Source organism: Streptomyces sp. NPDC091371 (genome assembly GCF_040684275.1).
GTDB lineage: Bacteria > Actinomycetota > Actinomycetes > Streptomycetales > Streptomycetaceae > Streptomyces.
The window spans coordinates 1-19,020 of the sequence record NZ_JBFBFP010000049.1 but is presented as its reverse complement, the minus strand read 5'-3'; the positions used below and the strand labels follow the sequence as shown (position 1 = coordinate 19,020).

General features: G+C 69.6%; 16 protein-coding genes and 1 pseudogene. 16 read left to right on the top strand and 1 reads right to left on the bottom strand.

Annotation, left to right across the window (positions count from 1 at the left end):
* The first annotated feature begins 89 nt into the window (after nucleotides 1-89).
* The 14 genes and pseudogenes from AB0O21_RS34025 to AB0O21_RS33960 all read left to right on the top strand — a co-directional run bounded on the left by AB0O21_RS34025 (nucleotide 90) and on the right by AB0O21_RS33960 (nucleotide 16,162).
* The gene (locus tag AB0O21_RS34025; RefSeq protein ID WP_365177690.1) at nucleotides 90-1,934 is read left to right on the top strand and encodes an asparagine synthase-related protein; all 1,845 of its coding nucleotides are present in this window, start codon (nucleotides 90-92) and stop codon (nucleotides 1,932-1,934) included.
* On the top strand, nucleotides 1,931-2,650 hold the full coding sequence (locus tag AB0O21_RS34020; RefSeq protein WP_365177687.1) for a lasso peptide biosynthesis B2 protein: 720 nt from the start codon (nucleotides 1,931-1,933) through the stop codon (nucleotides 2,648-2,650). The genes AB0O21_RS34025 and AB0O21_RS34020 overlap by 4 nt, the downstream gene beginning before the upstream one ends.
* 45 nt (nucleotides 2,651-2,695) lie before the next feature.
* Complete coding sequence (locus AB0O21_RS34015) at nucleotides 2,696-4,771, top strand: ABC transporter ATP-binding protein (RefSeq protein ID WP_365177685.1); 2,076 nt, start codon at nucleotides 2,696-2,698, stop codon at nucleotides 4,769-4,771.
* 720 nt (nucleotides 4,772-5,491) lie between these two features.
* Nucleotides 5,492-5,698, top strand: a complete 207-nt coding sequence (locus tag AB0O21_RS34010) for an ATP-binding protein (protein WP_365177682.1) — start codon at nucleotides 5,492-5,494, stop codon at nucleotides 5,696-5,698.
* 284 nt (nucleotides 5,699-5,982) lie between these two features.
* Nucleotides 5,983-6,360 (top strand): hypothetical protein, encoded by a 378-nt coding sequence (locus AB0O21_RS34005; RefSeq protein WP_365177679.1) that lies wholly within the window; start codon nucleotides 5,983-5,985, stop codon nucleotides 6,358-6,360.
* Nucleotides 6,357-7,862 (top strand): radical SAM protein, encoded by a 1,506-nt coding sequence (locus tag AB0O21_RS34000; RefSeq protein WP_365177676.1) that lies wholly within the window; start codon nucleotides 6,357-6,359, stop codon nucleotides 7,860-7,862. The genes AB0O21_RS34005 and AB0O21_RS34000 overlap by 4 nt, the downstream gene beginning before the upstream one ends.
* A complete protein-coding gene (locus tag AB0O21_RS33995) occupies nucleotides 7,862-8,350 on the top strand; it encodes a Cys-every-fifth RiPP peptide CefA (protein WP_365177673.1) in 489 nt (162 codons plus the stop codon). Before AB0O21_RS34000 ends, AB0O21_RS33995 begins: the two co-directional genes overlap by 1 nt.
* 527 nt (nucleotides 8,351-8,877) lie before the next feature.
* The gene (locus tag AB0O21_RS33990) at nucleotides 8,878-9,987 is read left to right on the top strand and encodes a DUF6192 family protein (RefSeq protein WP_365177786.1); all 1,110 of its coding nucleotides are present in this window, start codon (nucleotides 8,878-8,880) and stop codon (nucleotides 9,985-9,987) included.
* 2 nt (nucleotides 9,988-9,989) lie between these two features.
* The gene (locus AB0O21_RS33985; protein ID WP_365177670.1) at nucleotides 9,990-10,409 is read left to right on the top strand and encodes a RacP protein; all 420 of its coding nucleotides are present in this window, start codon (nucleotides 9,990-9,992) and stop codon (nucleotides 10,407-10,409) included.
* Between the two features lie 68 nt (nucleotides 10,410-10,477).
* On the top strand, nucleotides 10,478-11,326 hold the full coding sequence (locus tag AB0O21_RS33980; protein WP_365177667.1) for an IS5 family transposase: 849 nt from the start codon (nucleotides 10,478-10,480) through the stop codon (nucleotides 11,324-11,326).
* Nucleotides 11,323-11,691: a hypothetical protein gene (locus tag AB0O21_RS33975; RefSeq protein WP_365177664.1), complete on the top strand. Its 369-nt coding sequence runs from the start codon at nucleotides 11,323-11,325 to the stop codon at nucleotides 11,689-11,691. Before AB0O21_RS33980 ends, AB0O21_RS33975 begins: the two co-directional genes overlap by 4 nt.
* A gap of 189 nt (nucleotides 11,692-11,880) precedes the next feature.
* Complete coding sequence (locus AB0O21_RS33970) at nucleotides 11,881-12,504, top strand: hypothetical protein (protein WP_365177661.1); 624 nt, start codon at nucleotides 11,881-11,883, stop codon at nucleotides 12,502-12,504.
* A 35-nt stretch (nucleotides 12,505-12,539) separates the two neighbouring features.
* Nucleotides 12,540-12,896: pseudogene (locus AB0O21_RS33965) on the top strand (RacP protein); the annotation flags it as partial.
* A 134-nt stretch (nucleotides 12,897-13,030) separates the two neighbouring features.
* Nucleotides 13,031-16,162: a Tn3 family transposase gene (locus AB0O21_RS33960; RefSeq protein ID WP_365177658.1), complete on the top strand. Its 3,132-nt coding sequence runs from the start codon at nucleotides 13,031-13,033 to the stop codon at nucleotides 16,160-16,162.
* A gap of 75 nt (nucleotides 16,163-16,237) precedes the next feature.
* On the opposite strand, the gene AB0O21_RS33955 is transcribed toward AB0O21_RS33960, so the two are convergent.
* On the bottom strand, nucleotides 16,238-16,900 hold the full coding sequence (locus AB0O21_RS33955) for a helix-turn-helix domain-containing protein (RefSeq protein WP_365177655.1): 663 nt from the start codon (nucleotides 16,898-16,900) through the stop codon (nucleotides 16,238-16,240).
* 108 nt (nucleotides 16,901-17,008) lie between these two features.
* Here AB0O21_RS33955 and AB0O21_RS33950 point away from each other — a divergent pair, with 108 nt between their 5' ends.
* Together AB0O21_RS33950 and AB0O21_RS33945 are read left to right on the top strand one after the other, a co-directional pair.
* The gene (locus AB0O21_RS33950; RefSeq protein WP_365177652.1) at nucleotides 17,009-17,590 is read left to right on the top strand and encodes a class I SAM-dependent methyltransferase; all 582 of its coding nucleotides are present in this window, start codon (nucleotides 17,009-17,011) and stop codon (nucleotides 17,588-17,590) included.
* Between the two features lie 178 nt (nucleotides 17,591-17,768).
* Nucleotides 17,769-18,779: a recombinase family protein gene (locus tag AB0O21_RS33945; protein WP_365177649.1), complete on the top strand. Its 1,011-nt coding sequence runs from the start codon at nucleotides 17,769-17,771 to the stop codon at nucleotides 18,777-18,779.
* The last annotated feature ends 241 nt before the right edge of the window (nucleotides 18,780-19,020 follow it).

Below are 19,020 nucleotides of genomic sequence, written 5' to 3'. Positions count from 1 at the left end.
CGCCCGGGACGGCCGACCCTCACGGGTCGGCCCGTTCCGGGCGCGCGTCGCCTTTTCCGGAACGTCTCGCTGACAGGGAGCCCCCCGATATGAGGCACGTCGCAGGCACGGTCACCCACACGCCCCCGCGCACCGTCGGCCCGCGCCCGCGCGGCGGACACGAGTTCCACGACGACGGCACCCTGCGTGCCTGGACCGTCGACCACGGCCCCCACGAAGTACAGCGCGCGGTATCCCGGGACGGTACAGCGGAGGTGATCCTCGTCGGTTCCTGCCTGCCCACCGCTGAGGAGGCCCGCGGCGCCGCCGACGCGGCCGCGCGGGGCCAGTGGCACAGCACCGGCCGACTGCCCGGCTCCTACCTGGGGATCGTCAAGGTCGGCAGCATCGTCCGGATTCTGGGGGACCGGGCTGCCACCGTCCTCGTGCACTGGACCTCCACCGAATCGACGGTGACCTGGTCGACGTCCGCGCTCGCTCTCGCCGCCCTCACCGGCACGGCCCCGGACCCCGTCCGGCTGCTGGCCGAGGTCACCACCTGGGGCGTGGAGCCCAGTGTCGACGGCTGGTTCGAGGGCATCCACCGCGTCCCACCGGGAAGCGCGTTGACCCTCGCCCCCGACATCCCGCCCACGATCCAGCGGCCTCCCAGCCCGGCGATCCGCTCGTTCGCCGACGCCGCCGACGCCCTACGCCACGAACTGCCCCTCGCGGTCGGCCGCCGGGCCCTGACCGGCCGGTCGCTGTCGAGCGACCTGTCCGGCGGCGTCGACTCCAGCTCGATCACCTGCCTGGCCGCCGCCCACACCGACCTCACCGCCGTCACCTACGTCGACGCGGCGATGGCCGACCAGGACGATGCCCGCTACGCGGCGGAGATCGCCGCCGCCTACCCGGCCATCACCCAGCAGCTGGTCGACGGCCATCGTGCAGGTAGTCGGCACTTCGACCGGCTCGCTGACCCAACCAGCTTTCCCGTCACCGACGCTCCCGCGCTCAGCGTTGGCATGCTCGGCATCCTTGGGGCCCAGCTCGCTCCCGCCGTCGCCGCCGGCAGCACCGGGCACCTCACCGGTGGGGGCGGCGACAACGTCCTCGACGCGCTCGCCTCCCCCGGAGACCGCTACCGGACCGGCGCCCGCGTCGCGGCCCTCCGTGATGCCCTCGGGCTCGCCCGGGACCGCCGCAGCGCCGCCCACCCCGTCCTGCGCGCCGTCGCAGCCGCCGGACGCGGCACCTACCCCAAGGCGCTGGCCCACCTCGCCGCCACCGTGCTTAATGGGCCCGCCCCGCGGGTATTTCCCGACGCCGCCGATGTGGCCCGCTGGTGCGGACGGCTGTCCGCCGCCCGCTGGCTCACCCCGGCCGGCCGCACCGCGCTGGCCAACCTCATCGACGCCCGCACTCAGACCGCAGACCCCACCGTCGGCCCCGGCGCCCTCCGCGAACGCCTCGCCCTGGAGGCCACGGGCATCGAGCACTCCAACCTCGACACCCTCACCCGTGCCCTGTGGGGCCTGCCGGTGCACGCTCCGTTCCTCGACACCCGGATCGTCGACATCGGCCAGGCCGTACCTACTTGGGAGCGTCGCCGCCCGGACGACTTCAAGCCGTTGGCCCGCGCCGCCCTCACCGGCCTCGTCCACGCCCCGGTCCTGGCCCGCCGCACCAAGACGCCCTTCACCGGCGTGTACGACGGCCTCCGCACCAACGCCCCCGCCCTGCGCGCTCTCCTCACCGGATCAGCCCTGGCCGAGACGGGCCTCATCGACAGCCCCGTCGTCCTGTCCTCCCTGGACCGGACGATCCACGGCTCCCCGGCCGACCTCGGGAGCCTGCACTCCCTGATCGCCATCGAGGTGTGGCTGAGCAGCCTCCCCACTTTCTTCGACGCCTGGTGGGAGCCGACACCAGCCCGGGAGACGAGCCGATGACCGGGCCCCGCCTCTACGCCGCCCGCGGCCCCGCCGGAGCAGCCGTTCTCGACCTCGCGACCGGCCGATGGACGCTCCTCGACCCCATCGCTGCCGACCTCCTTGACCTGCTGGCGAACGTCCCCGAACGGGGCGCCGTCATCAAGGAGTTCACCGCCCGCTGGGCCGCGAGCGGCGTCGACCCCGACCGGGTCCGGGCCGACCTCACCCGCGTCGCCGCCGACCTCGACCGCCTCCGCACCGGACGCCCCGTCCGCCACACGCCACCCGGCCCGCCCCCAACGGTCCGCTTCGCCCCCACCGTCCGCCCCTCGGTCCGGGACCGGACCGCCGCCTTCATCGGCCTGGCCGCGGCCCTGCTGCTCCTGAGGCTCCTGCCGATCCGGCACGTCACCGCCGTCGCCCTCGCCGCAACCCGCCTGCCCGGCCGCCCCGCCCGCGTACACGACACCGAATGTGTCCTCGCCGCCGTCCGCTCCACCGGACGCTGGTGGCCCGGCCGCGTCGCCTGCCTGGAGGAGTCCCTCGCCGTCCACCTGGCCGCCGCCCTCACCGGCCGCCGCACCCGCTGGGTCCTCGGGGCCCGGTTCGCCCCGCGTGGCGCCCACGCCTGGGTCGAGACCGACGGGCACGTAATCGGGCAGGACGAGACCGACCGCGTCTGGCCCTACCTGCCCGTCCTCACCACCGATCGATTCGAACGCGCGATGGACTAGGGGTAGTTGCGTATCCACCCGTATGGGTGACGCGTTGCGGAAGGTGTGACAGACACACAGCCCCGCACCCCGACCACCCCGCACCCCCGCATCCCCTTCGGGGAGCGGCTCGGGAACCGCCTGCGCCGCCGACAACGGCCAGGGCCCGAACCGCTCCCCGCCTGGGCGCTCGGCAGCGAACGCCACGAGGACCACAACGACGGCCTGGTCACGATGGCCCGCACCCTGCCCCGCCTGGCCCGCATCGCCCTGACCCTGGCCTGGCAGGCGGACCGCACCGCGCTGCTGCGCCTGCTCGGCCTGCAACTCGCCGTCGGCGCGCTGACGGCCGTGGCCCTTCACCTCACGCGGACCGCGCTCGCAGCCCTGTTCGCGGAGGGCGCCCCGCTTCAGCGGCTCGACCACGCCGAACTCGCCCTGCTGGCCCTGGCCGCCGTCGCCGTGGCCCGCTCCCTGGCCTCAGCCGGGACCGTCGCCACGACCGCCCGCCTCGGGCCGGCGGTCAACGGCCGTGCTGAGCTCGCCTACCTGGAGGCCGCCACCCGCGTCCCCCTCGCCGCCTACGACAACCCCTCCTGGTGCGACCACGGCGAAGCCGCCAACCGTGCGGCCAAGGACGCCCACACCATCGTCGAATCCCTCGTCGCCGTCACCGGCGCCGCGCTGGGCATCACCGCAGCGGCCGGGATCCTGACTGCCCTCGACCCGCTGCTGCTGCCCCTGCTCCTCCTCGCGGTCCTGCCCCGCGCCTGGGCCGCCGCCCGCGCCGCCCAGGCCACCCACCGCGCCGACCGGCACGCCGTCGGCGACCGCCGGACCCGCCACATCCTCATGTACCTCGCCGCCGGCCGCAGTACCGCCCTCGACGTCCGCGCTGGCACCATGCGGCCGTGGCTCCTCGACCAGTACCGGACCGTCAGCCGCCGCCTGGAGGACCACACCGCCCGCATCGGCGCCGACAACGCCCGCCGCCAACTCACCGGCGACACCCTCGCCGGCGCCGCCGCCCTCACCGTGTATGGCGCCCTGCTGTGGCTCACCGTCCACGGCCGGATCCCCACCGCCGACGCCGCGACCGCCCTCATCGCCGTCCAGACCAGCCGCGCACTCCTGACCGGGCTGGCCACCGGGCTGACCACCACCTACCGCATGGGCCTCTACCTCACCGACTGGGCTACCTTCCTCACGGACGCGAAAATCCGCACGACCCTCCCGGCCGCCCCCGCGCCGGTGCCCGCGAACCCCGCCGTCATCCGCGCCGACCGCGTCAGCTTCGCGTACGAGGGTGCTGCCGCCCCCGTTCTCACCGACATCTCCCTCACCGTCCGCCGCGGGGAGATCCTCGCCATCGTGGGCCACAACGGCGCCGGGAAGTCCACCCTGGCCAAGCTCCTCGCTGGCCTCTACGCCCCCACCAGCGGCACCGTCAGCTGGGACATCACCGATCTCACCACAGTCGACCCCGACGAGCTGTTCTCCCGCCTCGCGATGCTGCCTCAGGACATCGCCCGCTGGCAGGCCACGGCCCGCGAGAACATCACCCTGGGCCAAGGCGACCAGAGCGACGAGGCCGTTCTGGCCGCCGCCCGCGCCGGAGACGCCACTGAGGTCATTGACGCACTTCCCGACGGCCTCGACACCGAGATCCGCCCCGCTCAGTCCGGCGGCCGGGACTTCTCCGGCGGCGAATGGCAGCGGATCGCGGCCGCCCGCGCCTACGCCCGTAAGAACGCACCGCTGTTCATCTGCGACGAACCCACCAGCGCGCTGGACCCCCGAGCTGAGCAGGCCGCCTACGACCGGATCCGCGAACTCGCCGTCGGCCGGACCGTCATCCTCATCACCCACCGCCTCGGCTCCACCCAACACGCCGACCGCATCGTCGTCCTCGACCATGGCCGCATTCTTGAAGAAGGCACGCACAACAGCCTTCTGGCCGCGGACGGCGAGTACGCCGCGATGTGGACCACCCAGGCCCGCGCCTACACCCCACCCCCGTCCTGTAGCCGACCGGAACAACCCCAGCGTCCTCTCTGCCCCCTGGAACCAGGTGGGGAGGGCGCCGAGCCGGCGCGAAGTGGGCTGGCACCCTTACGAGTACCCCGGGGCTCAAGCGAGTAGTGGCCGCTCGCCCTCGGGTGCCTTGGTCACCACCAGTTGAGGGCTTTGGTCGCTTTGGCTTTGTTCCGCAGCACCCGCTGCTTGTCCTGACGCGGCCTGCCCGGAGACGTTCACCGCCCGTGTGGAGTCCGGGTCGTTTCCTGGGACGAGTACGTCCAGGGCCTCGGCCACCGACGCGCGCGGCACAGCACACCGATGGACCGCGAACGACCCAGAAGTGCTGGCCAGGCGGGTCGCCCGCGACCTGAGGCGCCTGTGGCCGCACCTCACCCGCCCGGTCCGGAAGCGCTGATGAGGGTCTCTCGGCTTACGTATCAGCGGGGCGAATGGGCTCGCCGCCGCAAAGGGACATGCGTGCCGTGCTGAGCCAGGTCAGGCTGCGGCGGCCAGCTCGTGTCTACGTTCACGCAATTCCCACCCAGAACGTCACGCATTGGACCATGGGGACGACGGCGTCGCGAACGTCGTGGGCATGGGGACGATGGCTGAGCACCGCGGTCCCCAAGGCGCCAGAGGATCCCGGGCCAGCCCCGGCTGTACTCCCTGTGGTGCTGTGGCCGCCTCGAGTTGGTCCCTTTCTGGGATGGGAGTTCGGCACGGGGCTGCTTGTCGGGGTAGATGTCGTCCAGCGTCAGGGCAGGCCGCGAGGTGCCAGCTTGATGGGGATTCTTGAAAACCGGTCAGTCCCGATCTTCACCTCACTTCGTTGCTATCTGAAGGATGTCAGGCGCGTTCGGCGACGCCACCGTCGCAGCAACCAGGCTCGACCGGCTCCTGCACCAGGCGACGACCGTCGGCATCGATGGCCCCTCCTATCGTCTGCACAGCCACCGGAACCAGGCCGAAGCACTCCGAGCTGGGGTGAACGCCCGTGTCTCGTCCAGAACGCGGTTGAGGGCTTCGTCTGCATCGATGAGTTTGAGATAGGACAAGTGACCCCGTAGCTGCTTCCCAGCTGGTCCAGCAACTCGCGGCGTTACGCGGCTTCCCGCTCCAGGACCGCCCCGTACACCGCCAGTGCAGGCGGGCGGTGATCTCCGGGGGCTGACGGTCACGTCCCGGCAGGGGGCCCACGGCTGGCGAAGGATCAACTACACATGTCTCCCGAACCGTGTGCACAGCCGCTACCTTGAACAGACTCAGCTTCCCCGACAAACACGACAGCACAGGCTTCTTGCGCGACGGGAGCCTCAAGGGAGGTGGCCTCGCCGATGACAGACTCCAACGACAGCCCCCTGCTGGACCAGCGGACGGACTCGCAGAGCGAGCGGCAGATCGTCCTTGAGGTGGAAGGACTGCGGGCGGATGCACTAGTCGGGGCTCTCACCGTCGGGCAGCTCGTACAACTACTCGCCCAGGTACTAGCTCAAGTGCCCGTGCGGCAGAGGCAGCCTGACGCGGCCGAGTTGCGCACGGCGCTGCAGCACGTGCGCGAGACCCTGCAGAGCAACGGGGGCGCTGGCGGCAACGACGCGGCGATCCTTGACGCGGTGCGTGAGACCCAGGATTCGATCCTCGGACGGCTACCCGATCTGCTGGACGGTGCGGCAGCGCGTGCGCAGGACGCACAGAGCGGGAACGGTCGATGACTGGCCCGTACGAACCGTCCGGGTACAACATCATCTGCCGACTCGCCGACGGCCGCGCACTCGTTCACAACACAGCGAGTGGCGCGACCGCCCTCCTGGAACGGGCCGAGGTCGCCGTGCTCGACCACGGGAGCGAGAGCGGCGCAGGCAGTGGGGTCGGGGGCGTGGCGGCCGAACTCGTGGCCGCGGGCTTCCTGCAGCCCCGGGAACGCAACGAACTCGCCGCGCTGGAAGACGAGTACTGGCGCACCCGCAACAACCCGGCCACGCAGGTCCTGACGGTGGCGCCCACTCTGGCGTGCAACTTCGGTTGCGACTACTGCTTCCAAGGCACGGACAAACCAGTCGGCCGCATGCCTCCCCGAGTGCAAGACGCCCTGGTCGACTTCGTTGCCGCCGCCTTGTCGCCGGGCCGCCGTCTCCACATCTCCTGGTACGGTGGCGAGCCGCTGATGGCCAAGGACATCGTGTACCGCTTGTCCGAGCGGTTCGCCGAACTGGTAAACGATATGCAGGATGCTGCGTACGACGCCGTGATCGTGACCAACGGCTATCTCCTGGACGAAGACGCAGCGGCCGCATTGTGGCAACACGGCGTACGCCTCGCGCAGATCACGATCGACGGCCGGTCGGACTTTCATAACGCGAGGCGGGCGCTCCTGAAGGGGACCGCCACCTACGACCGGATCCTCCGCAACATCCAGAACGCGCTACTCACCACAGGGATGCGCATCACGGTCCGGGTCAACATCGACGACCGCAACCGCGCCAGCATCGAAGATCTGCTGTGGGACCTGGCCGCACGCGGCCTCGCCGAGACAGGCCGGTTCAGCGTGTATTTCGCGCCCGTCGAAGCGATCACCCAGGGGTGCCATGCGGTGTCCGAGGCCACGATGACTAAGCAGGAGTACGCGGTCCTGGAGACGAGCCTGCAGCGCCTGGCCTTCGAGCTCGGCCTCGCGCCGCTACCCTACCCTCGCCGGTTCCTCGGCATCTGCGGGGCGCTCGCACCCGACGGTGTCGTCTGCGCACCCAATGGCGACCTGCACAAGTGCTGGGACACGATCTCGATGCCGCACCTCAAGGTCGGCTCGCTGCTCGACGGAAAGGCCCGTTTTAAACAGGAGCGCCTATCCGACTGGGCACGGTGGAGCCCGTTCGAGCAGGCGGCCTGCCGCAACTGCCGGCTGCTGCCCTCGTGCGGTGGCGCCTGCGCCCACAAGTTCGTCAACCCAGAGCAGACGGCGGGTGAGGCGGCGTCCCTGCCGTGCCCCTCCTGGAAGTACGACATCAAGCGGCGACTCCTCACCTACGCCGTCGCGAACGGCCTTCTCTCAGGAGCCGAGGCCGCCGCAGCCGACTTTGTGACAACGCGGGCCGACGTCGTCCTCGACCCAGGTGGCGTCGTATCGCACGAGGACCTCGCGGGAGTGAAGCCAGCGAGAGTCGATCCCGCAGGGCTGGCCGGCGGACGCAGGCTGCTCCCGTTGGAGGTGGTGTGATGCGCTACGTGGTGACCCCCCGCTACGGCATCGCCCGAACCGATGCCTGCCCGGGGAACGTGTGTGGGGTCGACGGCTGCGGTGAGAACGGGTGCGGTGCGGACGGCTGCGGAGCCAACAGCTGTTCCCACGACGTGTGCGGCGCCAACGGGTGCACCGCGGACGGCTGCGGAATCGACGGCTGCGGAGGGAACCTATGCGGTGCCGACCTCTGCGCGGTCCAGCTCTGCCCGGCGGACGGCTGCGTCGTCGACGGCTGCGTCATCGACTTCATCGACCCTGTTGCCGAAACCCCCTTGGTCGTCGTGCACCCACCTGATCTACCGGACGGCGGCTGCCCCATCGTGCTGCCAGCCGTCGAACCGGGCAGCGAGGGCCAACGGTTCGTGCTGAGGGAGGCGGGCACTCCGAGCCTCATCACGGTCAGACAGCGGCCTACGCCTGACCGCTCCAGGCTGCGCCGGATCCTGATCGACTTGCCTTGGTAAGTACTTGTTTCCGATCCCCTGATCTGGCTGACCGAACGGCCTAGTCTGGTGAGGTGTCTGCTGGCGCCGGGCGGGTTGGTGAGCGTCGGTGCCGGGGGTGTGATGAGGCTCTGGCGCCGGGTGCTGGCCGGGGTGCGGTGTTCTGCTCGTCGGCTTGTCGTTCCAGGTCATGGCGTCGTCAGCAGCGGCTGCGTAAGCGGCTCGCAGCGGTGCGGGACGGAGTCGGTCTGACGGAATGCGCCATCTGCGGGGTCCGATGGATCGCCGGGTTGGACCGTAGGGCGAACGCCCTCTACTGCTCGGGCCGGTGCAAGGTGAGGGCCTGGCGGGCCCGGAACGAATCGTTCGGTGAACGGTCACGGTAACCGCAGCGCGAACGCCCATACGGTCACGCTTTGTCCAATTCCATTCAGTTCCATGGGGTTTGTTGTGATCAGCGGTTTTGTGACTCGACGCTGTCAGGGACGCGGGCCGCTTCCGTCGTGGTCTTGAGAGCTGCGGCCGGCCCGCTCTGGGTGGTGAAACACATGCCCGCAGATCACAACGAGGTCGGAAGCGTCAGCCAGCGGCGATACGAGCAGATCGTCGCCGAGCTCCGCGAAGTAGTCGAACGACACTCCCAGGAGATGTTCGTCATCGGTGACCGCGCCCTGGAGATCGAGCCCCTGCGTGAGCACGGCGGCAGCTCCGGGGGCGAGAGGGTGGCGACGGTTCGCAATTCCATGATCCGTCTCGCCGAGGACATCGGTCTGGCTCTGTCGACGGTGGAGAACGCGAGGTGGACCGCCTCCCGCTGGCCGGCTGAACACCGCAGGCCGGGAGAATCCTTCAGGGTCCACCGCACGCTGGCCCGTATCGAGAATGAAGAACAGCGGTTCGCGACGATCGCGACGCCGCCCGAGGGGAAGTTGCACTGGTCGGTGGACGATGCGTCCCGACGCGTCGGCCAGAGCGTGATGAGCCCGGTCTCGCCCGAGGAGAAGATCACCGCGATCCACGCGCTGGCCAGGAACGACGACGTTGCCGCGGCCGTGACCACCGAGCTCCTGCGCCGGCCCGCGGTGGCAGCGCAAGTCAGCGCCGAGGACAAGGTCCGGGTGGTGGAGGAACTGACCCGGGACGAGAAGGTGGCTGCGGCTGTGACCACCGGTCTTCTGCGGCGCCCGGCGGTCGCCGCCCAGGTCAGCCGGGAAGACAGGGTCCGAGCCGTCGAAGAACTCACCCGTGACGAGGCGGTGGCCGCCGAGGTCACCACGGGCCTGCTGCGCAGGCCCGATGTCGCGTTCAAGGCCATGTCCGACGACACCGCCCGCCACCAGGTCAATCACGCCCAGGTCGAGCGGGGTCGTCAGGCCCGTGAGCACTTCGAGCGCACCAGCCCGGTCGCGCCGGCGGTCCGCCGGATCGAGCGGACCATGGAGTTCATCGACCTGGTCGCCGCCTGCCACTCGTTCGTCGCCTCCGCTGGCCGCACCGTCCCGGGCCTGCGGGACCGCCAGCTGGGCGACGACGAGAAGGCGATCGTGCACGAGAACGTGTCGAGGGTGAGGGCGACCTTGGACTGGATCGAGACCGCGGTCGACACTGGCAAGGTCGACGTCGACGGCGAACTCGCCCGTCTCCTGGCCGGCGAATAGCCATGCCCCGCGCGTCACGGCGCCGGGGCCAGGCTGCCGAGCGGCACGCCGACACACTCCGCTTCATCCTCTTCGAGGCACGGCCCGCGGGCCTTCTCTTCCACCAGCTGACCGCGGCCAGCGAACTTTCACCCAGCCAGGTACGGGCCGGGCTGGCCAGCCTGCGCGACATCATCGGGGCGAACGGCTGGCCGCCCCTCATTTGGACCAGGGCCGACGGTTACCAGCTCGGAGCCGAACGGGCAGCCCTGGAGGCCTACGAACGGGCCGTGATCAACGAGAAACTCACCGCGTTCCGCCGGTTCATTACCGGCACCGTCGCACCTCACGCCGCCGCCCACCCGGGCGACAAGTGGGTCAAGCACATCGTCGCCCAGCTCAACTCGATCGAATCCACCCTCGACCTCATCGCAACCGCCTGACCTGCACGGGGGTGGTGGACCGGCGATGCCAGGCCACCACCCCCGTCAAACTGTCACAGGACATCTTGATGCGCGCTCGCCGCTATCCCTCGGACACCACCGACGCAGAGTGGGCCCTGCTCGAACCCCTCTTGCCGGTCCCGGCCTGCGAGACCGAGATCGGCGGGGCCCCGGAGAAACACCCCAGACGGGAGATCGTCGACGCAATCCGGTACGTCGTCGACACCGGATGCAAATGGCGAGCCCTCCCCGCGGACTACCCGCCATGGCGCACGGTCTGGGGCTTCATGGCGAGATGGACCGCCGCGGGCGTGATCGGGCAGATCCGCGACCATCTGCGCGGACGCATCCGCCGTGACATGGGCAAAGGTCCCAGAGCGGTCGCCACCGTGATCGACTCCCAGAGCGTGAAAGCCGCCGAGACCGTCGGCAAGGACTCCCGCGGCTACGATGCGGCCAAGAAAATCAACGGCCGGAAACGGCACATAGTCGTGGATACTCGCGGCCTCCCTCTCCTGGTCATGGTCACGCCCGCCGACATGACCGACCGCGACGCAGCCAAGGAAGTCCTCTTCCGCCTCCGCCTCATGCACCCCGAGATCACCATCGTCTGGGCCGACTCCGCCTACGCCGGCCAGCTCGTCGACTGGGCCAAGAAGTACCTCCGCCTCACCATCAAGACGGTCAGCCGGCCCAAGGACGCCACCGGATTCGTCGTCCTGCCCCGCCGCTGGGTCGTCGAACGCACCCTGGCCTGGCTCATGCACGCCCGCCGCCACGCCCGCGACTACGAGAGGCTCGTACAGCACAGTGAAGCCCTGATCACATGGGCCGCCATCACCCTCATGGCCCGCAGGATCGTCCAGAAGAAAATCTCCCGGGACGGACGCGAGGACAAGCAAAATAGGGCCTCGTGAACGACGCCTCGAACTGGCCCACAGACAAGCTGACCGCCCTCCGCCTCGGCAGGAGACTGGTAGCGGAAGTCCCAGCAACGCGGACTGGCCGCCGGGCATTCGTGGACATCACCCCCAGGAAGACCCCACGTGATACCGAGGCACGCGAGCAAGGCTGGGTTCACAGCGACACTGACCGAGCCTTCCGCCTTGAGCACTGGGAGTACGACGGCGAACGCATCGACGGCTTCGACTACGACGTGGGGGCAGTGCTCATCGCCTCCGCTGAGGCAACCGACGAGTCTGAGCTGGCCACCGTACTGACCGAGTGGCAACTCAGTCCCCACCAGCTCGTCTACCCATGGGACAGCCAGGACCCCAAGTAGCCGCGAGCAGCAACGGGTCTGCTTCTGGGGGCTTCAGGCGATAGCCGATTCGCTGACTCTCAGGCAGGTCTGACGCCTAGCCTGAGCCGAGGCTCTCATCGGGCTGAGACGATCTGAACCAGGGAAGGCCACGGAATGTCGCTGGAGATACTCCCCGACCGAGCCGGGCGGGAAGTCGACTTTGAGCCCATGCTGGACGAGCTCCTTGCGATCTTCTGCCCTGACTGGGAGTTGCCGCCGATCATGGAAGGCGAGCCCCAGTACCACCGCAACGAGGTGAAGCGATACGAGCTCGGCGAGGCCGCGTCCCAGGATCCAGCGGCGACACGGCAGCACGCCGGCCCCCTCACGCATGCCGCCGTGCACGATCAGTGCCGAAGCGGCATACGACAACTCGTCCAGCCCCTGGTCACAGCTTGCGGCTACCGCCAGATCCAGGCCGCGATCATCGACTACATGCGGACCGGTTCCGACCCCGAAAAGGTTGGCGCCAGCATGGCTTGGTACTTCGCTCGCCCAGGTCTCCAGTACGCCTCCATGGAGGACTTGCGGCGGGGAGTTCCCACAAAGGAGAGCAAAGCGGCACTGGAGGCACTGGCCGATCTCCGCGACGACTACCGATCGGCGTGCCTCTCCGCATTCCTGGCCTGCGAAGACCCCGAGACACGCCAGGACCTCTCGCTGGAACTCAGCCTCGACCCGGCGGACTATCCCGCTGATCTCCGCACCAGTCATGAGAAGGCCAGGCGCATCATCCTGGCAGACCCCGAACGGTATCGCCGGCTGTTGGAACGCTGCACGCACATGTCATGAACGGCTCAGACACAGGTACTGAGCGGCCAGTAGCCATGCCCCGCGCCTCCCGGCGCCGGGGCCAGGCCGCTCAGCGGCACGCCGACACACTCCGCTTCATCCTCTTCGAGGCCCGCCCCGCGGGCCTGTTCTTCCACCAGCTGACTGCGGCCGGCGAACTCTCGCCCAGCCAAGTACGGGCAGGACTGGCCTGCCTGCGGGACATCATCGCCGCCAACAACTGCCCGCCACTGATCTGGACCAGGGAGAACGGCTACCAGCTCGGAGCCGAACGAGCCGCCCTGGAAGCCTACGAACGGTCCGTGATCAACGAGAAGCTCACCACATTCCGTCGGTTCATCACCGGCACCGTCGCACCCCACGCCGCTGCCCACCCGGGCGACAAGTGGGTCACGGCCTTGGGGAACATCGGTACAGCCGTTGGCGCTGAGAACGATCATTGTCGGCTAGCACAGCGATCGTCCCCAGAACGGGGGTTCGTCGAAAGATCGTCGATCACGGGTGGGGCCTGGCTACGGTCCGCTTCATGCCTGTGGAGTTCTTAACTGATGATCAGGCCGAGGCGTACGGGAAGTTCGCCGAGGAGCCGACGAGACCTGAGCTGGAGCGGTTCTTCTTCCTGGACGATGTCGACCGGGATCTGATCGCGCTGCGGCGTACGAAGTATCACCAGCTGGGCTTCGCCCTCCAGATGTGCACGGTCCGCTACGTGGGGCTGTTCCTGGAGGACCCCCTGGCGGTGCCGTGGCCGGTGGTCGAGCACCTGGCCGCGCAACTCGGTGTCGAGGACCCGTCGTGCGTGAAGCGGTACACCGAGAGGCTGAAGACGGCGTACGAGCACGCGTGGGAGATCCGGGACGCCTACGGCTACCACCCGTACGACGATCCGGAGTGGGGTCGGAAGTTCCGTACGTTCCTGCACGGCCGGGCGTGGACGCACGCGGAGGGGCCTGTCGCGTTGTTCAACCAGGCGGTGGGCTGGCTGCGGCGGAACCGGGTGCTGCTGCCGGGTGTCTCGGTGCTGGCCCGGCAGGTGTCAGAGGTCCGCACGATCGCGGAGAAGCGGCTGCATGCCACCGTGGCCAGGGCGGCTCAGCGCGCGGACCCGGCGCTGCCGGTGGACCTGGTGGCCACGCTGGTGACGCCGGAGGGCGGCCGGTACTCGGAGCTGGAGCGGTTGCGCCGGCCGCCGACGCGGACGACGGGCACGGCGTTCGCGCGGTCGCTGGAGCGGGTCGATGAGATCGGTGCGTTCCAGCTGGGGCGGTTGAAGCTGTCGCAGATCCCGCCGAACCGGCTTGCGTCGCTGGCCCGGTACGGGCTGGGGTCAAAGGCCGCGAGCCTGGAGCGGGCCGCGGAGCCCAAGCGCACGGCGATGCTCACCGCGGTGATGCGCCACCTTGAGGCCAAGGCGATCGATGAGGCGCTGGACCTGTTCTCGGTGCTGATGGCGACGAGGCTGATCAGCAGGGCGAAGAGGGCCACCGACAAAGAACGGCTCTCGACGCTGCCGCAGCTGGAGAAGGCGTCGCGGACCCTGGCGCGGGCGGCGAAGGTGCTGTTCGAGGAACTGGAGCTGGTCGAGGCACACGGCACGGATCTGGACGCGGCGGCACTGTGGCGGGCGGTGGAGGAGGTCGCGCCCCGGGCCGTGGTGATGAGTGCGGCCGCGCTGGTGGTTTCGCTCGTGCCGGAGGACGAGGACTCGGCGGCCGTCGCGATGCGGGCGGCGTTGGCAACCCGGTACAACACGGTGCGGCCGTTCCTGTCGCTGTTGGGCGAGTCGAAGGCGCTGGACGCGGCGACCGGTGGGCAGCGGGTGCTGGCCGGGGTGAAGCGGCTGCCCGCTCTTGCGCGGCGGCGGGTGAAGGACAAGCCGCTGCTGCCGCGCGAGGTCGATGACAAGCTGGTGCCGGCCGCGTGGCGCAAGGTGGTGTACGCCAACGCCGAGCTGCCGCCGGGGGCCGTGGACAGGGACGCATACGTGGTGTGTGTGCTGGAGCAGCTGTACCGCGCGCTTCAGCGCCGGGACGTGTTCGCCTCTCCCTCGCACCGCTGGTCCGACCCGCGCGCCCGGCTGCTGGACGGCACGGAGTGGGAGGCCGTGCGGGAGGACGTCCTGGCCGGGCTGAGTCTGGACATGCCGGTCGAGGAGCACCTGGCCGCGCTGGTGACGGCGCTGGATGCGGCGTGGAAGCAGATGGCGGAGCGGCTGGAGACGGCCGGGCAGGACACGAAGGTCACCATCGAGGTCCCGCCGGGCGGCCGGGCGAAGCTGAACGTGTCCAAACTCGGCGCCCTGGGCGAACCGAAGTCCCTGACGTGGCTGCGGGGGCGGGTGGAGAAGATGCTCCCGAAGATCGACCTGCCGGAGCTGCTGTTCGAGGTGCACGGCTGGACCGGGTTCCTGGACACCTTCGTACACCTGGGCGATGGCGCAACCCGCATGAAGGACCTGACCACCTCACTGGTGGCCCTCCTGGTCTCGGAGGCGTGCAACATCGGCATGACCCCGGTCATCAACCCCGCACATGAGGCGCTTCACCGTTCCCGGCTGGTGCACGTCGACCAGTTCTACCTGCGGGCCGACACCATCGCGGCGGCGAACGCCGCACTGATCGAGGCCCAGGGCCAGGTGCCGATCGTGCGGTACTGGGGAGACGGCCTGCTGGCCTCGGTCGACGGACTGCGGTTCGTCGTCCCCGTCCGCACCATCAACGCCGCCCCGTCACCGAAGTACTTCGGGTTCAAGCGCGGCATCACCTGGCTCAACGCCGTCAACGATCAGATCGCCGGGATCGGGCAGATGGTGGTGCCGGGCACCCCTCGCGACTCCCTGCACATCCTGGACGCACTGCTGAACCTCGACGGCGGGGTGAAGCCGGAGATGGTCGCCACCGACAACGCCTCGTACAGCGACATCGTGTTCGGCATCTTCCGCATCCTGGGCTACAACTTCAGCCCCCGGTTCAAGGACCTGGACGACCAACGATTCTGGCGCGCGTCCCTTCCCGGCGTAGAGACAGGCACGTACGGGCCGCTGGAGCCGCTGGCCCGCAACCGGGTCAACCTGAACAAGGTGATCACTCACTGGCCGGACATGCTCCGGGTCGCCGGTTCCCTGGTCACCAACCAGGTCCGCGCCTACGACCTGCTGCGGATGTTCGGACGCGAGGGCCACCCGACCCCGCTGGGACAGGCGTTCGCCGAGTACGGGCGGATCGCCAAGACCGAGCACCTGCTCCGCGTCGTCGACCCGGTCGACGACACCTACCGCCGCCAGATGAACCGCCAGCTCACCGTGCAGGAGTCCCGCCACAAGCTGGCCCGCGACGTGTGCCACGGCAAGCGCGGCACCATCCACCAGGCGTACCGGGACGGCATGGAGGACCAGCTCGGATCGCTCGGTCTGGTCCTCAACGCCGTGGTGCTCTGGACCACCCGGTACATCGACGCCGCTGTCGCCCAGCTCCGCGCCGAGGGCCACGAGGTCCGGGACGAGGACATCGCCCGACTCTCCCCGCTGAAGCACCGCAACCTCAACGTCTTGGGCCGCTACAGCTTCACCGCCTCCGCCCCGGCCGGCGGGGCCTTGCGGCCGCTGCGCGACCCGGACGCTGCCGGGCTTGACGATGATGACGACGGTGCAGCGGCGTGAGCGTCCCGGTCAGCTTCCGCAGCCGTAGCCGGTCGCGGACTCTGCTTCGGCGGCTGTCGCCGAAGAGTCGGTGGCCTACTCGTGGTCTGTGCAGAGGTGGGTAGTCAGGGCCACACATGCCCACTCCTCCCAGGCGTCGGGGGACCAGCCCCGGTCGCGGACGAAGATCAGGTATAGCTCCGGACTGAGCAGCCCGTACAGCAGGTCGGCGGCGCGGGCGGTATCGACGTCGGGGCGGGCGTCGGGCTTGGAGGTCAGTGCCTTCGCTGCGGCGTGCTGGACGGTATAGCGCGGGTCGGGGCCGGCGGGCCACTGCGCGGCGATCTCCGGGTCCGTGGCGGCCGCAGCCGCGATCAACGGCATGATCGGGGCGACCCGGCCGAGGATGTCGCGTACACCCTGTACGTGGGCGCGCAGTTGCCCGGCCGCGGTGGGCTCGGCGCACGCGGCGCGGAACCAGTCGCGGTCCATCGTGGCGACCGGTTCGACGTCGCCCGCGATGGACGTGTCGACGACGTCCTTGAACAGCGCGCGCTTGTTTCGGAACACGAAGTACACGGTCTGGACGGCCACACCCGCGCGATCCGCAACCTCCTGAAGGCTTGTCGCACCGTACCCCTGCGCGACGAACAGCTCCCGCGCCGCCGCAACGATCTTCTCGCGGGTACGCCGCGAGCGCTCGGCCCTCTTGTCGGGGCGCTTGACGTTCTGTCCGTCGGATCCCTTGACCGCATCCATGCCGGGAGTCTATCTCTAGAGTCAGTCACTAGAGATGAACTCTAATTTCTTGGAGGGGTAGCGATGAGTGAGACTCGGACGGCTGCGGAGCTCGAGCAAGAGGGTTTTGTGCGCCGCGTGTTGGAGGACTTCTACCGGGACGGCAAGCCGCCGTGGGACAGCGGCATCACGCCGCCCGAGCTGGTGGCCCTGACAGAGGGGCCCGGTGCGCTGATGCCGGGCCAGGTCCTCGAACTCGGCTGCGGCACCGGGACCAACGCGGTGTACCTGGCCCGGCACGGCTGGCGGGTGGCGGCCGTCGACCTGGTCGACCGCGCGGTACGGCAGGCTCGGGAGAAGGCCGACGCTGCAGGAGCGGACGTCACGGTGCTGTGCGGGGACGCCACCCGTCTCGACGAGGTGGGCGTGCCCGGTCCGTACGACCTGTTCTTCGACCTGAGCTGCTACTGCGGGATTCCACCGCACCGCCGCGACGCCTACGCAGCCGGCCTCACCAAGCGTGCCGCCCCCGGTGCGCGATTGCTGATGTTCGGGTACGGGCCCGGGGCGTTTGACGACTCGTGGTCCGGCGTCACTGCGGACGAACTCAGCGCCAGGTTCGCTGGGTGGCAGCTGGACGACGTGACGCCCGGCACGAACCCGGTCCCGACTTTCTGGTTCACGCTGCGCCGCGGCGCCGACTCTGCATGAGCTCAGTCGCACCGGGCAGCTTCGGGCTGCGGCTGTCGCGCGCGGCCGTTCTCATAAACGAACATCTGTGAGAGTTCTGCGAGAGCGCCGGAAGTGATCACGTTTCCGCAGGTCGCCACTCGCAAAAGTCCTCTCGAAACCCGCGCGTTGTGCGAGGCACTTCTGAGAGACTGCCGCCATGGATCTCACGCCCGATCAGGCAGCATTGGCGGTAGAACGTCACGACTGCCCGAGCTGTGACGCGCCCGCCGGTAGCCCCTGCCGCACCCGGGGCGGGAAGACCGCCGCGAAGTACCACACCCCGCGCTTCGTCCTCGTCCCCGCGCTCCGCGAAGAACTGGAGATCCCCGTCCCCGCCGACCGGTACCCGGGCCGCGCGTGGAAGCAGGGCCCGGCGCTCGCCATCGTGCCCGCGCCCCGTACCGAGCGGCCGGTCCGGATCGGGTACGCAAGGACATCGACCGCCCGGCAGGAGCTGGCGAGCCAGCTCGAAGCTCTCCACCGGGCGGAGTGCCACAAAGTCTTCAAGGAGCAGATCAGCACCCGCATCAAGGTGCGGCCCGAGCTGGAGAAGGCGCTTGCCCTGGCCCGCCAGTTCAAAGAGGCCGCACCCGAGACGCCGGTCATCTTCACCGTCCACGAGCTCAAGCGCCTCGCGCGCAACGCCGCCGAGCTGATGACGCTGTCCGCCGAGCTTCAGGCCGGCGGCATCCAGCTCGAACTCCTCACCGGCCCGCTCACCGGCATCTATGACCCCAACGGCATGGGCGCCATGTTCTTCGCCGTGCTCGCCGTGGCCGGGCAGATCGAGCGCAACTACATCCGGGAGAAGACCCTCGAAGGTCAGGTCACCGCTGCGGCCAAGGGCAACCACGGCGGAAGGCCGAAGGTCATCAACGACGACATGCTTACCTTCGCCGTCGCACTCAAGGAAAAGGGCGTCCCCGTCCCGGAGATCGCCAAGAAGCTGGTCATCAAGACCGGGAAGAACGCGGGCAAGAACCCCTCGGTCGCCTCGCTCTACCGAGCGTTCGCCGAAGCTGAGGAAGCCGCCGCGGACGACAGCCTGCCGGTGCGGCCCAAGCCCGTCCGCATCCGTCGGCCCGGGGACCCGCTCACTCCCGAGGAGATCGACCTCCGCGAACGCCTCCAGGCCCAGCCTCACCCGAACACGGAGATCCGCAGCTAGATCTCATGATCAATCTCAGCGCCAACGGCTGTACCGATGTTCCCCGAGGCCGGGTCAAGCACATCGTCGCCCAGCTCAACTCCATCGAATCGACTCTCGACCTCATCGCAACCGCCTGACCAACCCCGGCGGGCCCCGCCCCCCCCGGCCCCCCCCCCCCCCCATTGGCGGGCATACGGGGGGACCAGAAGCGCCATCCCCCCTAAACCAAGGACACCCCCGACCCCCCGGGGGGCCAGGA

What these genes read in the sequence shown, in the direction of transcription:
- AB0O21_RS34025 (WP_365177690.1), top strand. Translation starts at nt 90, where the DNA reads ATGAGGCACGTCGCAGGCACGGTCACCCACACGCCCCCGCGCACCGTC.
- AB0O21_RS34020 (WP_365177687.1), top strand. Translation starts at nt 1,931, where the DNA reads ATGACCGGGCCCCGCCTCTACGCCGCCCGCGGCCCCGCCGGAGCAGCC.
- AB0O21_RS34010 (WP_365177682.1), top strand. Translation starts at nt 5,492, where the DNA reads ATGTCAGGCGCGTTCGGCGACGCCACCGTCGCAGCAACCAGGCTCGAC.
- AB0O21_RS34005 (WP_365177679.1), top strand. Translation starts at nt 5,983, where the DNA reads ATGACAGACTCCAACGACAGCCCCCTGCTGGACCAGCGGACGGACTCG.
- AB0O21_RS34000 (WP_365177676.1), top strand. Translation starts at nt 6,357, where the DNA reads ATGACTGGCCCGTACGAACCGTCCGGGTACAACATCATCTGCCGACTC.
- AB0O21_RS33995 (WP_365177673.1), top strand. Translation starts at nt 7,862, where the DNA reads ATGCGCTACGTGGTGACCCCCCGCTACGGCATCGCCCGAACCGATGCC.
- AB0O21_RS33990 (WP_365177786.1), top strand. Translation starts at nt 8,878, where the DNA reads ATGCCCGCAGATCACAACGAGGTCGGAAGCGTCAGCCAGCGGCGATAC.
- AB0O21_RS33985 (WP_365177670.1), top strand. Translation starts at nt 9,990, where the DNA reads ATGCCCCGCGCGTCACGGCGCCGGGGCCAGGCTGCCGAGCGGCACGCC.
- AB0O21_RS33980 (WP_365177667.1), top strand. Translation starts at nt 10,478, where the DNA reads ATGCGCGCTCGCCGCTATCCCTCGGACACCACCGACGCAGAGTGGGCC.
- AB0O21_RS33970 (WP_365177661.1), top strand. Translation starts at nt 11,881, where the DNA reads ATGCTGGACGAGCTCCTTGCGATCTTCTGCCCTGACTGGGAGTTGCCG.
- AB0O21_RS33960 (WP_365177658.1), top strand. Translation starts at nt 13,031, where the DNA reads ATGCCTGTGGAGTTCTTAACTGATGATCAGGCCGAGGCGTACGGGAAG.
- AB0O21_RS33955 (WP_365177655.1), bottom strand. Translation starts at nt 16,900, where the DNA reads ATGGATGCGGTCAAGGGATCCGACGGACAGAACGTCAAGCGCCCCGAC.
- AB0O21_RS33945 (WP_365177649.1), top strand. Translation starts at nt 17,769, where the DNA reads ATGGATCTCACGCCCGATCAGGCAGCATTGGCGGTAGAACGTCACGAC.